Annotated in this window: 12 protein-coding genes, 1 tRNA gene and 1 pseudogene; 3 read left to right on the forward strand and 11 right to left on the reverse strand. The window is 43.4% G+C overall.

Annotated elements, in window-relative coordinates:
* Window positions 1-78: 78 nt before the first annotated feature.
* The 7 genes and pseudogenes from EPH95_RS08605 to EPH95_RS08630 form a co-directional block, all read right to left on the reverse strand.
* The gene (locus EPH95_RS08605; protein ID WP_142089131.1) at window positions 79-1,194 is read right to left on the reverse strand and encodes an RNA-guided endonuclease TnpB family protein; all 1,116 of its coding nucleotides are present in this window, start codon (window positions 1,192-1,194) and stop codon (window positions 79-81) included.
* Window positions 1,182-1,604 (reverse strand): IS200/IS605 family transposase, encoded by a 423-nt coding sequence (gene tnpA / locus EPH95_RS08610; RefSeq protein WP_142089133.1) that lies wholly within the window; start codon window positions 1,602-1,604, stop codon window positions 1,182-1,184. The genes EPH95_RS08605 and tnpA overlap by 13 nt, the downstream gene beginning before the upstream one ends.
* A gap of 101 nt (window positions 1,605-1,705) precedes the next feature.
* On the reverse strand, window positions 1,706-2,212 hold the full coding sequence (locus EPH95_RS08615) for a serine hydrolase domain-containing protein (protein WP_227004105.1): 507 nt from the start codon (window positions 2,210-2,212) through the stop codon (window positions 1,706-1,708).
* 383 nt (window positions 2,213-2,595) lie between these two features.
* Window positions 2,596-2,730: a hypothetical protein gene (locus EPH95_RS19490; RefSeq protein WP_264372006.1), complete on the reverse strand. Its 135-nt coding sequence runs from the start codon at window positions 2,728-2,730 to the stop codon at window positions 2,596-2,598.
* A 57-nt stretch (window positions 2,731-2,787) separates the two neighbouring features.
* Window positions 2,788-3,189 (reverse strand): VOC family protein, encoded by a 402-nt coding sequence (locus tag EPH95_RS08620; RefSeq protein WP_142089135.1) that lies wholly within the window; start codon window positions 3,187-3,189, stop codon window positions 2,788-2,790.
* A 51-nt stretch (window positions 3,190-3,240) separates the two neighbouring features.
* Window positions 3,241-4,272: pseudogene (locus EPH95_RS08625) on the reverse strand (S66 family peptidase).
* Between the two features lie 215 nt (window positions 4,273-4,487).
* Window positions 4,488-4,997: a hypothetical protein gene (locus tag EPH95_RS08630; RefSeq protein ID WP_142091549.1), complete on the reverse strand. Its 510-nt coding sequence runs from the start codon at window positions 4,995-4,997 to the stop codon at window positions 4,488-4,490.
* Between the two features lie 212 nt (window positions 4,998-5,209).
* On the opposite strand from EPH95_RS08630, the gene chrA reads away from it, so the two are divergent.
* Window positions 5,210-6,385, forward strand: a complete 1,176-nt coding sequence (gene chrA, locus EPH95_RS08635; protein WP_142089137.1) for a chromate efflux transporter — start codon at window positions 5,210-5,212, stop codon at window positions 6,383-6,385.
* A gap of 149 nt (window positions 6,386-6,534) precedes the next feature.
* Here the strand turns inward: chrA and EPH95_RS08640 are convergent, their stop codons facing one another.
* Both EPH95_RS08640 and EPH95_RS08645 read right to left on the reverse strand, forming a co-directional pair.
* On the reverse strand, window positions 6,535-7,071 hold the full coding sequence (locus EPH95_RS08640) for a hypothetical protein (RefSeq protein ID WP_142089139.1): 537 nt from the start codon (window positions 7,069-7,071) through the stop codon (window positions 6,535-6,537).
* Between the two features lie 732 nt (window positions 7,072-7,803).
* Window positions 7,804-7,896 (reverse strand) — tRNA-Ser (locus EPH95_RS08645).
* A gap of 184 nt (window positions 7,897-8,080) precedes the next feature.
* Here EPH95_RS08645 and EPH95_RS08650 point away from each other — a divergent pair.
* Window positions 8,081-9,334: a BaiN/RdsA family NAD(P)/FAD-dependent oxidoreductase gene (locus tag EPH95_RS08650; RefSeq protein ID WP_142089141.1), complete on the forward strand. Its 1,254-nt coding sequence runs from the start codon at window positions 8,081-8,083 to the stop codon at window positions 9,332-9,334.
* 74 nt (window positions 9,335-9,408) lie between these two features.
* Here EPH95_RS08650 and leuS read toward each other — a convergent pair whose 3' ends face one another.
* A complete protein-coding gene (gene leuS / locus EPH95_RS08655) occupies window positions 9,409-11,835 on the reverse strand; it encodes a leucine--tRNA ligase (protein ID WP_142089143.1) in 2,427 nt (808 codons plus the stop codon).
* A 255-nt stretch (window positions 11,836-12,090) separates the two neighbouring features.
* Window positions 12,091-13,392: a pyrimidine-nucleoside phosphorylase gene (locus EPH95_RS08660; protein WP_142089146.1), complete on the reverse strand. Its 1,302-nt coding sequence runs from the start codon at window positions 13,390-13,392 to the stop codon at window positions 12,091-12,093.
* A gap of 397 nt (window positions 13,393-13,789) precedes the next feature.
* Here EPH95_RS08660 and EPH95_RS08665 point away from each other — a divergent pair, with 397 nt between their 5' ends.
* On the forward strand, window positions 13,790-14,362 hold the full coding sequence (locus EPH95_RS08665; RefSeq protein WP_142089148.1) for a tRNA 5-(aminomethyl)-2-thiouridylate-methyltransferase MnmM: 573 nt from the start codon (window positions 13,790-13,792) through the stop codon (window positions 14,360-14,362).
* Window positions 14,363-14,376 lie beyond the last annotated feature (14 nt).

Raw genomic sequence — 14,376 nt, forward strand, 5'->3', positions numbered from 1 at the left:
TTCTTGGGTCATTGCCCCTTTTGATAGCTGACAAAGTTTACCAAGCTAACCCTCTTGTTCCAAGAGTTTATATTTATATTAGGTAGTTGCTAATAAGCGCAACCCTTCTTTTTTGATATTCAGTGCGGCATTATAGTCTCTGTCGAGATTTAGTCCGCAATCACATTGGTACGTGCGTTCTGATAACGACATTTCTCTCATCGAACCACAACTTGAGCAAGTCTTCGTAGACGGAAACCATTTATTTAGTTTGACAAGTTGTTTCCCTTGCTCTTTTAGTTTGTAACGCAAAAAAGAAGTGAACATCCCCCATCCGTTGTCAGACACGCTTTTGCCGAAATTTAGGGCTTGTGACATCCCTTTCATATCCAAGTCCTCAATAATCACCGCATCAAACGATACGGCCAATGCCTTGGACTGATGATGGAGAAAATTTTTGCGTTGATTAGCGACTTTTTCTTGTAGCTTCGCGACTTTCACACGTTGTTTGTTCCAATTTGAAGAACCTTTCTTTTTTCGTGAGAGTTTACGCTGTTCAGACGCTAATTTCTCAAGCATTTGCCGATAGAAACGAGGGTAATTGGCTTTCTTACCTGTTTCACTATCGACGAATAGCCCATTCATCGCAAAATCTAAACCTACAACATGTTCAATTTCTTTATTTCTAATCTCTTTTTCATACTCTGTGAGAATAGAAACATAGTATTTTCCTGATGAAGTCATCGAAATGGTGCAAGATTTGATTGTATGATCAAAAGGGATCTCCCTGTGTTGCTTCATTTTTACCGTTTTTAGTTTAGGTAATTTGATATGACCATCCAACAACTGAATATTCCCATTTACGACGTTTGTTGTGTAGCTTTGTCTATGCCGTTTGCTTTTGAATTTCGGAAATTTAGCATTGTTTTCGAAAAATGCTTTGTATGCGTTATCTAAGTGTAGCTGTGCATTCGCCAAGGATAAAGAATCTACTTCTTTCAGCCATATAAATTCTTTTTTGTATTTCGCAGGAGTCGGATGTTTTGTCTTTTTCAATGCCTCTTTATCATCTTTCAGATTTTCATAAGTCTCTTTTCGTTCTGCTAACATTTTATTGTAGACAAACCGAACACAACCAAACGTTTGACGTATGAAGAAAGCTTGTTCATCTGTCGGGTACAAGCGAAACTTATATGCTTTGTTTAATTTAGCCATAGCAAATCCCCTCCCTTCGTTCCTTGGTTTTCAATATACGCTTTTACCATTTCGATAGGGGAACCACCAGTGGTTAGCAAACAAAAACTTCTTGACCAAAACATTTCTTTCCATAACTTCTTCCGAACATAAGAAAAATCCTTTTTGATGACTCTTGAACTTGAACTTTTGTATACATTGATAAACTTGGACCATTCGCTATTAGGTTGTGCTTTGAAAAGAATGTGTATATGGTCAATATCATGATTCCACTCAACCAATGCAATATTATAACGCTCACCCAGCGACACGAATTTATTTCTCGCATAGTCTGAAATAGCATCATCGATAACCTTTCTTCGATATTTCACGACGAGTACAAGGTGATCATACATCAAGAACACTGAATGATTGTTACTGTCAAATTTCATTGTTATATCAATCCTTATTCTTTCTAAGACTGATTATAACATATTTGAAAGAAAAGGGAAAGTATGTTTGGGATAAAGCCCAACCGAAATTCATCTCCCCCTTAACTAACGCTTGAAGAGGGAGATTTCTTTCGGAAAGGCGTTAAATAATTTATAAGAGCTTCGTACGTATCAATGCTATCTTGTTTTCGGTCGAGAGGAGCACCTAGCTGAATTTGCAGATCGAATGACCCATCCCTCTCCATGGATTGCTTATTCGCGTAAAAAAGCGTATTCAGTGGGGGCAGCCCGGACGTATGGGTCATCAAGTGATGAAGGGTTATCTCATCACTCCCTTTGAACGTAATCTCTGGGATATATGTTTTAATGGAGTCATGGACGGATAGTTCGCCGTTTTCTTGTAGCTGTAGAATCGCTATACAGGTCATCGACTTTGTTATACTGCCAATGCCAAAGACGGTGTCTGCTGTAACAGGCCATTGATTTTCCAGATCTCGATAGCCGAAGCCCTTTTCATAGCGTTGATGATTCAATGCGATTATGGTGCCTGGGGTTTGATGGCTAATGATGAGCGATTCAGCAAACGCTTCGTACTTTTCTTTATCCATGATAATGCCCCCATTTTTTTAGAAATCCTCCGTCTCCACTTCCTACGTGAGTGCCATGTGAAAATTATTTAACAAACGATTGAACTACATAGATAAGCGCACTAAAGTATTTGTTACTATAAATGTTGGCTAACATTGAATCAATTGTTAGTAATTGACTAGGACACAGAAGGCTTTAAAATGAATAAAAAGCTCGTTTACGGAGCACTATCAGTCGTTTTATCTGTAATGATGATGGCCTGTCGGCAGTGCAGTGTCTAATGCTAGTTTCAATATGTATTCCTTATTCCTATTGCTTCAAAATAAATCTGTTAGCCAATCAGTATCGTAACCAAATACCTCCCCTCCGATTAGAAAAGGAACATAAATGAATAATATTACTCCTAAAACAATAAAAAAGCAATGCGATAGCCAGGTTTTTCTTTCAGTTTTTCTCTACGCTTGTGCTGTTCACTTTTCGGTCCCTCTCGAAGAGGATCAATATCTTCCTCTCGAAGGGGCCCACGATTATTTCTCATATGAAAACCTCCACGCTCTAAGTGTACGTTCTGTCATCAGAGCATTAAATGATTTATTCAATCAATGGGAAGGTTAAGTTGCCATGAAACACCAAACCGATCATTTAACCACCCAAACTTCTGGCTGAACCCATAGTCACCTAACGGCATGAGTGCTTGCCCACCCATCATCAGCTTTTCATAAAGGTTGTTAATCTCTTCATCAGAATCACAAGTGATATAAAAGGAAAATGAAGGTGTGAAGGTAAACTCATGTTTAATATTACTATCAATACACATGAATTCTTGTTCCTTTAAAGAAAATGTCGCGTGCATTACTGTACCTTCATCCCCAACTTCATTTGCTTCGTATCGATTTATGCTTATAATACCTGAATCCTCAATGAGTGATGTGTAATAATTCATCGCCTCTTCTGCCTTTCCATCCTGAAACATTAAGAATGGTGTAACCTTTTGCACTATAAATCGACTCCCCATTTGTGTATTTGTCGTACATTTCAACCATCTTTTTTACTCTACGCCACTTTCTAAAATCGTAAACGCCTTCTTGCTACAATCAATCTCTGCCATCGCACCGTACGGCATCACAAACTTAGGCTCAGTATGGCCGAAATTCAAGTTATACAAAATTGGTAAATGTTCCAAATTGTATTCCTTCATAACTTGGGCAATGACTTTTTTATACTCCTTGTAATAAGCTTCATCATTTGGTTTCCCAAAAACCATGCCCTTGGCTTTTCGAAGAATGTCCTGTGCAGCATAATTCCGCAACCACCGTTTGATCATTTCCGGGTCTGTCTTTTCTTCCGAGGTTTCAAAGAAAAGAATAGCGTCCTCCCAATATTTTTCACTTGGCCAGAGATTGGTTCCCTTCATAAATTCCAGAACTTCGATACAACCGCCTAACAGGCGTCCCTGTACAGCGCCTGACCCTTGCAGCAACTCATAACCTGAATTTTGTTGCATCTTACGCTGTCGGTACTCGTTGGCTTCATCCCATTCTATAAACTCACTCGTCCATTCATTAGCCGGTTGAATTTCACCAATGCTTTCGTTGGAAAAAATTGTTCGTTTCAGCATTTCCACCGTGTATGGAATCATTTCAACGTTTTCAGCAAAATCCGATAAAATAGCTGGCCCATAAAAAGAGGACAGTCCTGCTTTGTGGCAAAAGAAGTGAGAAACCGTCACATCGGAATAGCCCATAAAAATTTTTGGATTGTTACGTATCACGTCAAAATCAATATATGGAAGTAAACGGATACTATCTTCGCCGCCAATATTTGCAATGATTCCTTTAATGCTCGTATCCTTAAAAGCTGTCATTAAATCTTCCGCACGCAACTGCGGATTTTCATAAAGATAATCAGCACCCTTCAAACTGTGCGGCATGGGAACAACATCGAGACCAAAAACAGTTTCCAATCTTTTCACGCCTTGCTCATAACGTCATCTGAGACCTGGATCGCCAGCCCCTCCCCACGAAGGGCTTACCGTAGCAACTTTATCTCCCCGCTGTAATTGTTTTGGTTTTGTCAGCAATTTAAAATCACCTCTCTATTCAAATCGAAGAGAATCTAAATACAGCCTTCCGATTATTATGCACGTGGGGATGCTTATTTGACAACTGGTTCCCTGTAGTTATCTTTTGATTTACCGCTCGAAGAATCTAATCTCAAACAAAAAAAGACACTTTCAGTTAATACCAAAAGCGTCGTTCCGTATTGTAGGATCACCACAATTTCCACTAAAAAGCACTACCCTTTCTTGTTATTTCTTGCAGACACAGACTGTGGCTGGCGAATCAATCGGTTTCGATCAAAATCTTCCAGCGATGGTTCAGATACACCCGGAAAGACCGTCTCATTACGATCACGCTGTTGTTCACCTATTGATTTGTAGCTGATATGAAGCTCTTCTTGATATTCAGGGGAATCTTCCGGAGATTGTTTGACGCCGGCGATCCAATTCTCAAGTTTATACGTTCCCCTGCTGATAATCCCGCACAGGTCTTCCAGAGATTGGACCAATTCTATTAAACAATCCAACCCATTTCTTAAAATGATCCCTTTATCTTTGGCATTTTGAACCGAGTGTTCCATTCTGTAAAACTCATCCTGGTAATGAAATTCAATATAACAACTTTTGCGATCCCAATTGAATTGATATTGTTCAATTTTTAAACGACTCATTACTTTTATTAGTTCTTTTTCACAAATTTCTTGTTCTTTATGCGGCAACCATTTGAACTTTACTCTATTAAACATTTTATTCATCACGTACACCATCCTTTTTATATTTAATACTGCTCTTACTCTATCTATTCTATAAAATAAGGAAACTTCCTGTTAAAATCGTTTTGCATTTTTCGACAAATCCCATCTATGAACATTAAGATTATGTAAATATTCCTATTAAGACTCGAAATCAAATCCTTTATCATATAAAATTTCATTATTAAGATGACGAGGTGTAAAACATGCTTTATTTAAAACAACTTCTAGAAATTCTAGTAGTCTCCACAAGGCTTGGACTGACATCATTTGGCGGTCCTATTGCCCATCTCGGTTATTTCCATGAAGAGTATGTACGCAGAAGAAATTGGCTGGATGAAAAAAGTTATGCCGATTTAGTAGCCTTAAGCCAGTTTTTACCCGGGCCCGCAAGCAGCCAGGTGGGAATTGGGATTGGCGTAATGAAAGGCGGAGCGTTTGGCGGCTTTATTTCTTTTCTCGGTTTTACTCTACCTTCTGTTATTGCTCTCATCTTATTCGCTTTCGTTGCGCAAGAATTTGGCGTTGCAGATGCAGGTTTTATTCAAGGCCTCAAAATTGTTGCCGTTGCAGTCGTTGCCCATGCGATCCTAGGCATGGCTAAAAATTTAACGCCTGATTTAACAAGAAAAAGCCTTGCGTTATTCGCTTTAATCACAACGTTAATGATTCCTCATTTCCTTTCACAAATTGGTGTCATCCTTATTGCCGGACTATTAGGGTACTTTATATTCAGGGAAAATCAGAACGAAGAAAAATTATCCATGCAATTTCCAATATCAAAAAGGTTTGGAGCTATTTGCTTAACGTTATTTTTCGGATTCTTAATCAGCCTTCCGATATTGAGCAATGTTAGTTCCATAACTTGGATTAGTGTATTCGATAGTTTTTACCGTGCAGGTTCATTAGTATTTGGGGGCGGACATGTCGTACTTCCTCTTTTAGAACGGGAATTTGTTCCTACGGGATTAATTAGTGAAGAATCGTTCCTCGCCGGTTACGGTGCCGCCCAAGCGGTTCCCGGCCCTTTGTTTACGTTCGCGTCTTATATTGGCGCTGACATAGGTGGATGGACAGGCGGTTTAATGGCAACCGTTGCCATATTTCTTCCGGCATTTCTCCTTATATTAGGAACGTTGCCGTTTTGGTATTCTTTGCGGGAAAACAATAAGATTAAGGGAGCTTTCATTGGGGTAAATGCAGCTGTCGTGGGGATTCTCATCTCTGCATTCTATCAACCTATATGGACCAGTGCTATCCATAATTCCATAGACTTTGCTTTAGCTGCATTATTGTTCTTTATGATCGTTTACTGGAAGCTTCCACCTTGGGTGGTCGTCCTTTCCGGGGCGATCGGGGGAACTATTATCGCCATGTTTTAAAGACTGCCTGCAGGGTGGTCTTTATTTCTCGGTCGCTTCTGATTAACTTTCGGCATAAAAAACACCCTCTAAGCTAGTTAAGGTTAGAGGGCATTTATCAGTGATCGTTCTAATTCAATTGAAATCTTTGCGCCGGGGTAGATTACCCCCTATCCCATATCGTCAAACGCATCGGGATAAACAATTGTGTTAAATACCTCGCCATCATCAACGTCCTCTAAGTTAATGGTGACCTCAATGTCTTCTTCGTCTATATCGTCAAACGACTGGTACATTAAAGCCATTAGCGATACACCAAAGGTAGCAAAACCATCAAAACTGTTTTCGTATGCTTCTTGATCAACAATAAAAGAAAACTCATCGAACGAATTGTTAGCGTCTATGTCCTCAATGGAAGAGAATTCATTGTCATCCACTATCTCTTGTATATGATCGCTTAACCCTTCTTCCATTTCAGCCATCATTTCTTGATGAGCATCACCATCCATTGTAACCGCTACAGAACCGTCGTCGTTTTCTGTAATATCGTGAATGCCCTCTTCTTCATCAGCCTCAGCCGCAAGTTCTTCTATAGATTCCTGCCCTGCTTCCTCCATTAATTCAGCCGGAAGCGTCACCTCTACGTCTTGCGGGCCACAACCTACAAGTAGAATTAGAGATGGAACAGCCGTTAAAAACTTCTTCATTCGGTCACCTCATTATCAATTTGTCTCTATCGTTTCCTTTTTTGTCATCGGAGTTTCCCGCTGAACTACCAATATTTTTCTTCGTCCATAGGTGTTGGGTGTTGCGTTTGGTTCTTTAAGACCTCTGTCTTGAATTCCAACACTTCTTCAGCAGTGATGAGTTATGTAAATTAATACGATTCGCCGTAACTGGAAGGGCTATCGCTTGCATTAGCGCTACGAAAAATTATATCACCGCTGTTTAACATTCGGTCCTTGATCCTGAAACAATAACTTTAATCCCAGACCACCAAAAAGTCTCACCTTCCCTCTAATAAATTAATCCGATAAAATAATACTATAGTTTATAATACTTTGGAAGGGGGTGTAGAAATTATTTAAAGGCTGCTGAATAACTAGATAGCATGGGCGGGATGTCACCTCCCATGACTTCGTTGCTTTCCGCGGACGAACCGCAAAGTCCTCCTCACGCAAGATCAGCACTGTGGATATTAGTGATGGCCATTTATCGAATACGCTTTTTTGGGATCTTCCGTTCATCCATATCTGGCACTAAAAAAACCCCTTTTATCGCTAAAGGAGTGCTTCTTATGTCCGAAAATACATTTATATCACTAGCGGCTTCGAGAAAAATAGCAGTGGTTCCTAGCGGTCTATATGGCTAAACCGCAAGGTGTTGTTCACTCATTTTCCGCCTCATTTAAAACATTTTAACTTCTGTCATTCTAGCAATGGCGGAGGAGGAGGGATTCGAACCCCCGCGGGCCGTTAAGCCCCTAGTAGATTTCGAGTCTACCCCCTTCAGCCGGACTTGGGTACTCCTCCGAAAAATGCCGTACAGCAATATATCATAACGGAAAATGACGTGTTTTTCAAGCGTTCTGGTTAAGATTCCGAATAGAACTTATCATCCAACATTTTGCCTGTGCAAAAAACAACCCTGCTGATTCGCTCTACATCTTCCTACATGATAAGATAACGTTTGATCACTTTTTTAAAGGAGAAAAACATGAGTAAAGTTATCGTTATTGGCGGCGGACCCGCGGGATTGATGGCTGCCGTTGCCGCTGCATCTCATGGTGCGGACGTTACATTAATCGACAAAGGCAATAAGTTGGGCCGCAAACTGGCAATTTCCGGCGGCGGACGATGCAATGTGACGAATCGCATGGATGAGCGTGAACTGATTCATTACATTCCCGGGAATGGGAAATTTATGTATAGTCCGTTTTCCGTCTTCAATAATGAAGATATCATTGCTTTTTTCGAAGGTTTAGGCATTAGCCTGAAGGAAGAGGATATGGGCAGAATGTTTCCGGTGAATGATAAAGCTGCCACCGTCGTACAAACATTGCTCGATCAACTTCGCCTTAAAGGGGTCGAGACGATCACCGATCAACGTGTCACCGATCTCGCCTTTGATCAAGAACGTGTAACAGGAGTGAAGCTGGAAAATAACAACGTCGTTCCGGCTGATCAAGTCATCGTTGCGACCGGCGGTACTTCCGTGCCGCACACGGGCTCTACCGGAGATGCTTATCCGTGGGCAAGAGAAGTCGGCCATACCGTTACCGAGCTTTATCCAACGGAAGTGCCGATCACCTCAAGTGACCGATTCATCGGAGAACGGACATTGCAAGGTTTATCGCTCCGGGATGTTGAAATGACCGTTTGGAATAAAAAAAAGAAAGCTATCGTGAAGCACGAAGGCGACATGCTCTTTACACATTTTGGCATATCAGGACCGATTGCTCTACGCTGCAGCCAATACATCGTGAAAGAACGGAAAAAGAATGACGGGCAACCTGTCATGTTAAGCATTGATCTCCACCCGGGAATAAACGTTGGGCAACTGGAACAAAAGCTACAACAATTGAAAAAAACGAGCGGTGAAAAATCATGCAAAAATGCCCTACCTTCTCTAGCGCCGGAACGCTTTCTCCTTCTATTATTGGAACAGGCAAATATAGAGGCCTCAGCAGCTTTAAAAGACGTCCAGCCTGAAAGATTGCAAGCGTTGGCAAAAGAAATGAAATCTTGTTCTTTCTCCTCCGACGGCACTCTTTCTTTGAAAAAAGCGTTCATCACCGGGGGCGGTGTTTCAGTCAAAGAAATCGAGCCGAAAACGATGCAATCCAAAATCAAACAAGGGCTTTATTTTTGCGGGGAAGTGCTCGACATCCACGCTTATACCGGCGGTTTCAACATCACCTGCGCATTTTCAACGGGATATGCAGCCGGAAAAAATGCGGCGCAGGCGTGATAACTGACATATCAGCCATTTAACATACGCGAGCGAAAAAATGAGCGAGAAGCTAAAGCCTCTCGCTCGTGTTTCTAATTTGCTACAATATTTACCAGTTTCCCCGGCACCGCGATTACTTTTCGTATCGTTTTTCCCTCGATATTGGAGGACACTTTTTCATCCGCAAGTGCGATTTCTTCCATTTTTTCTTTCGTTGCTTCTTTTGACATATTCACTTTCGAGCGTACTTTGCCGTTTACTTGCAAGACGATTTCCACCTCATCTTCGACAAGGTAGGATTCATCATAGGCCGGCCATTGTTCAAACGTGATCGACGCTGTGTGCCCAAGCATCGACCATAACTCTTCCGCCACGTGAGGCGCGAGTGGGGAGAGCATTTTTACAAAGCCTTCCATCGCTCCCCGCGGGAGGCTTTCTTCCTTATAGCAGGCGTTAATGAAAACCATCATTTGGCTAATTCCGGTATTGAAGCGCATATGCTCAAAATCATCGCTTACCTTTTTGACGGTTTGATGGTACACAGGCCAAAGGGCGTGGTCGTCTCCCGCCTCATCTGTAACAGCAGAAGCCAGCTCTCCATCCTCCGCAACGAAAAGTCGCCACACGCGATCAAGAAAGCGCCGGGACCCATCTAGCCCGGTTTCGGACCAAGCAACCGCGGCATCAAGCGGTCCCATGAACATTTCATACATTCGCAGGGTATCCGCACCGTGGCTTTCAAGAATATCGTCCGGGTTAACGACGTTTCCTTTTGATTTACTCATTTTTTCATTGTTTTCACCGAGAATCATCCCCGGATTAAACAATCTTTGAAATGGTTCTTTTGTTGGCACTACACCAATATCGTATAAAAATTTATGCCAGAAACGCGCGTACAACAAGTGAAGCACCGCGTGCTCAGCACCGCCGACGTACATATCGACCGGTAACCAGTATTTCAACTTCTCCGTGTCAGCCAAAGCTTCTTCGTTATGCGGATCGATGAAACGCAAGAAATACCAGCAACTACCTGCCCATTGCGGCATCGTATTCGTCTCGCGACGCCCTTTCATTCCCGTTTTCGGATCCGTCACTTTCAGCCATTCGGTTGAGTTTGCGAGCGGAGACTCCCCGTTCCCAGGTGGCTGAAATTCATCCAGATCCGGGAGTACCAAAGGAAGATCGTCTTCGTCGACGGCGGACATGGACCCGTCTTCCCAATGAATGATCGGGATTGGCTCTCCCCAATAACGTTGGCGACTGAACAGCCAGTCACGCAGCCGATAACTGACTTGTTTTCGACCGGCACCCCGGTCCTCCAGCCATGCAATGATTTCTGTTATGGCATCCTCTTTATACAATCCATTGAGAAAATCGGAATTAACGTGCACACCATCACCGGCGTAAGCCTCTTCTTCTATATTGCCACCAGTCACCACTTCACGAATGGGGAGGTCAAACGTGCGCGCGAATTCATAATCCCGTTCATCGTGAGCAGGGACGGCCATGACAGCCCCGGTTCCGTATGTGCTCAGCACGTAGTCCGCGATCCAAACCGGAATTTCCTCTCCGTTTACCGGGTTGGTCGCGTATGCACCTGTAAATACACCGCTTTTTTCTTTTGTTAATTCCGTTCGTTCCAAATCGCTTTTTAACGAAACGGCTTTTGTGTATATTTCCACGTCCTCGCGTTGATCGGCGGTCGTTATTTTATCCACCAATGCATGCTCCGGGGCCAGTACCATGTATGTGGCACCGAACAATGTATCAGGGCGGGTCGTAAACACGCGAATAGGTTCCTTGTCTTTATCGGCGACGGTAAACGTGACGTCCGCACCTTCGGATCTGCCGATCCAGTTACGCTGCATTTCTTTAATGCTTTCCGGCCAATCAATCTCTTCCAAATCATCCAAAAGGCGATCGGCATAGGCGGTGATGTTTAACATCCACTGCTTCATGGGACGACGTTCGACCGGGTGTCCGCCCCGCTCGCTTACCCCATCAATAACTTCTTCGTTCGCGAGCACCGTTCCGAGCGCCGGGCACCAGTTGACCGGCACTTCATCAATATAGGCCAGTCCATGTTTATACAGCTGTAAAAAAATCCATTGTGTCCATTTGTAATAGTTGGGATCGGTCGTATCAATTTCTCGGTCCCAATCGATGGAAAAACCCAACGCCTTAATTTGGCGACGGAAATTTTTTATATTTTCTTCCGTAAAAAAACCGGGATGATTATTCGTATCGAGGGCGTACTGTTCGGCCGGCAAACCGAAAGCATCCCAGCCCATCGGATGCAATACATGATACCCTTGCATTCGTTTCATGCGAGCCAAAATATCCGTAGCCGTATACCCTTCCGGGTGACCGACGTGCAGTCCTTCTCCGGATGGATAAGGAAACATATCCAATACGTAAAATTTGGGCTTTGATTGATCATCGCCGTCTGTCCGAAACGTTTTGTTTTCCCCCCAGAAATCCTGCCATTTTTTCTCTATTTCTTTATGTGGAAAAGCCATTCCGACCGCCTCCTTTACTCAGAAAAATGAAACCCGCCCCTTATCAGGGACGGGATCATCGCACGTATGTATCGCTTTCTCGTTTCGCAACATTGATACACTATGTTCCCGTACTTCTTGATACTGCCATTGTAGGCATGAACGCTGGTGTTGTCAAGATTTGGGGAGATTTAGCGCTGACGTTGGGGATGCGGGACAACCATGGCGACCGATCTAAGGTTAGGGAACGCTTTTCGGGCGCCATGACTGACGTTCTCATATCATTTCATGAAAAATAAGCGGGCGTTCCTCCGGCGCGTGATCACTGATTTGATAACTGTCTTTTACGACCGAGACCACTTCCGAGACATCGTCACGATTCGCGTGCAAGTCAACGAGGACATCGCCTTTTTCCACCCAATCACCGACTTTAGCTTTCACTTCTACGCCGACCGCATGATCAATAATGTCACCTTTCGTCATTCGTCCTGCCCCCAACATGCCGGCTGCCTGTCCGATTTTAGTGGCGTCAATGGTTGAGATATACCCAGAAGCCGATGCTTCTACCGTTATAATATTATTCGCCTTCGCGAGACGCTCAGGATGATCAACGAGCGTCGGGTCAGCTCCCTGGCTTTCGAGGAATTTACGGAAAATATCCAGCGCACTACCATCCTGGATTAATTTGTTTGCCAATGTTTGTCCGGTTTCTACATCTTTTGCCTTACCGCCGAGAACGAGCATATGCGCGGCCAAACGAACGCTCAATCGATAGATATCTTCCGGGCCATTCCCTCGCAATACGTCAATGACTTCCTTCACTTCCAATGTATTACCGACCATGCGCCCAAGCGGTTGATCCATATCGGAAATGACGGCAACCGTTCTCCGGTCCAATTCATTGCCGATATTCACCATCGTTCGCGCGAGTTCTTTCGCAGCCGGCAGGTCTGTCATAAAGGCACCGCTTCCGACTTTTACATCCAGCACAATTGCATCAGAACCGGCAGCAATTTTTTTGCTCATAATCGAACTGGCAATCAGCGGCATTGCATTCACGGTGGCGGTTACGTCACGAAGCGCATAAAGTTTTTTATCTGCCGGCGTCAGGTTCCCTGATTGCCCGGCGATCGCTATTTTGTTTTTGTTTACAAGTTCAATAAACGTATCTTCTTCCAGTTCCGTTTCAAAACCAGGGAACGCTTCCAACTTATCGATGGTTCCGCCGGTATGGCCTAAACCGCGGCCGGATAATTTTGCGACCGGAACGCCTGCCGCAGCTACAATTGGCGACAGAATGAACGTTGTTTTGTCCCCTACTCCACCGGTCGAATGTTTATCCACTTTGGTTCCGGCAATTCGCGACAGATCCAATTGGTCCCCGGATGCTGCCATCGCTTTGGTGAGCGCCGCGCTTTCTTGCTCGTCCATGCCTTGAAAATAAATCGCCATAGCAAACGCGGAAGCCTGATAGTCAGGAATCTGATCTGCTGTATATGCGCGAACGAAATCTTCAATCTCTTTTATTGCAAGTGTTCCGCCGTCTCTTTTTTTTGCAATTACATCTACCATTCGCATACGTATTGCCTCCTGTACATTCGTGGGTCAAGTATCTCAAGTCTTTGTGTATCTTGCCTTTGATTATATAATATATCATTTAACCTTTGCCAACGGTTACATCTAAAGTTGAGGTGTGAAAATAGTGGAATTCATCATTGCTATCGCGCCTATCCTTGGGGCTTCCATGCCTCCGTCAAAGGGGTATTAATTGCTTTCATCGCTGCTTATGTTTTATTTTTCATCTTCTCATGAACAAAGCAGGCGCGATTGAAAACATGCTTATCTTGGTCGTCGGCTTCTTTCCAACGAGTGGATTTGGCACATCGATCCCCAATCAAAAATTATACAACGATCAAAACAGCGTGCTACAATGAAAACATCTTTGACAGATACAAATGAAAGGTGTTCACACACAATGAGCTTGTATGGAGTCATTCCGTTTGCCCATCATTTATTGGAAAAAGCGATTGCCCGTGGAGACATGGTTGTGGACGCGACGGTGGGAAACGGGCATGATACCGCCTTCCTCGCGAATCGCGTAGGCGCTTCAGGATGCGTCCTCGGTTTCGATATTCAAGCGAAAGCGGTCCAAAACACACGGAATCGGCTGGAAATGGAACAGCTTGATGAGCACGTGGTACTGATGGAAGACAGCCATACTTTTATTGAAGAAATTTTTAAAAGCAAAGGTTACGCCGCTCCGAGAGCAGCCATTTTCAATCTTGGCTACTTGCCGGGCAGCAACAAAACCGTAACCACGAACAGTGATTCAACGATCACTGCCATTACTCAATTACTCGAACTCATGCCGAGCCAAGGCTTGATTGTCCTCGTCATCTATCACGGACACGAAGAAGGGAAAAAGGAACGGGATGCCCTTCTTTCTTTTACATCCGCTCTCGATCAGGAAAAAGTCTTGGTCGCGCGTTATGAATTCAGCAATCGCAAAAATCACCCACCGTTCTTGCTCGCACTGGAAAAACAATAAGTTGGAGATGTCAA

Source organism: Salicibibacter halophilus (assembly GCF_006740705.1).
GTDB lineage: Bacteria > Bacillota > Bacilli > Bacillales > Marinococcaceae > Salicibibacter > Salicibibacter halophilus.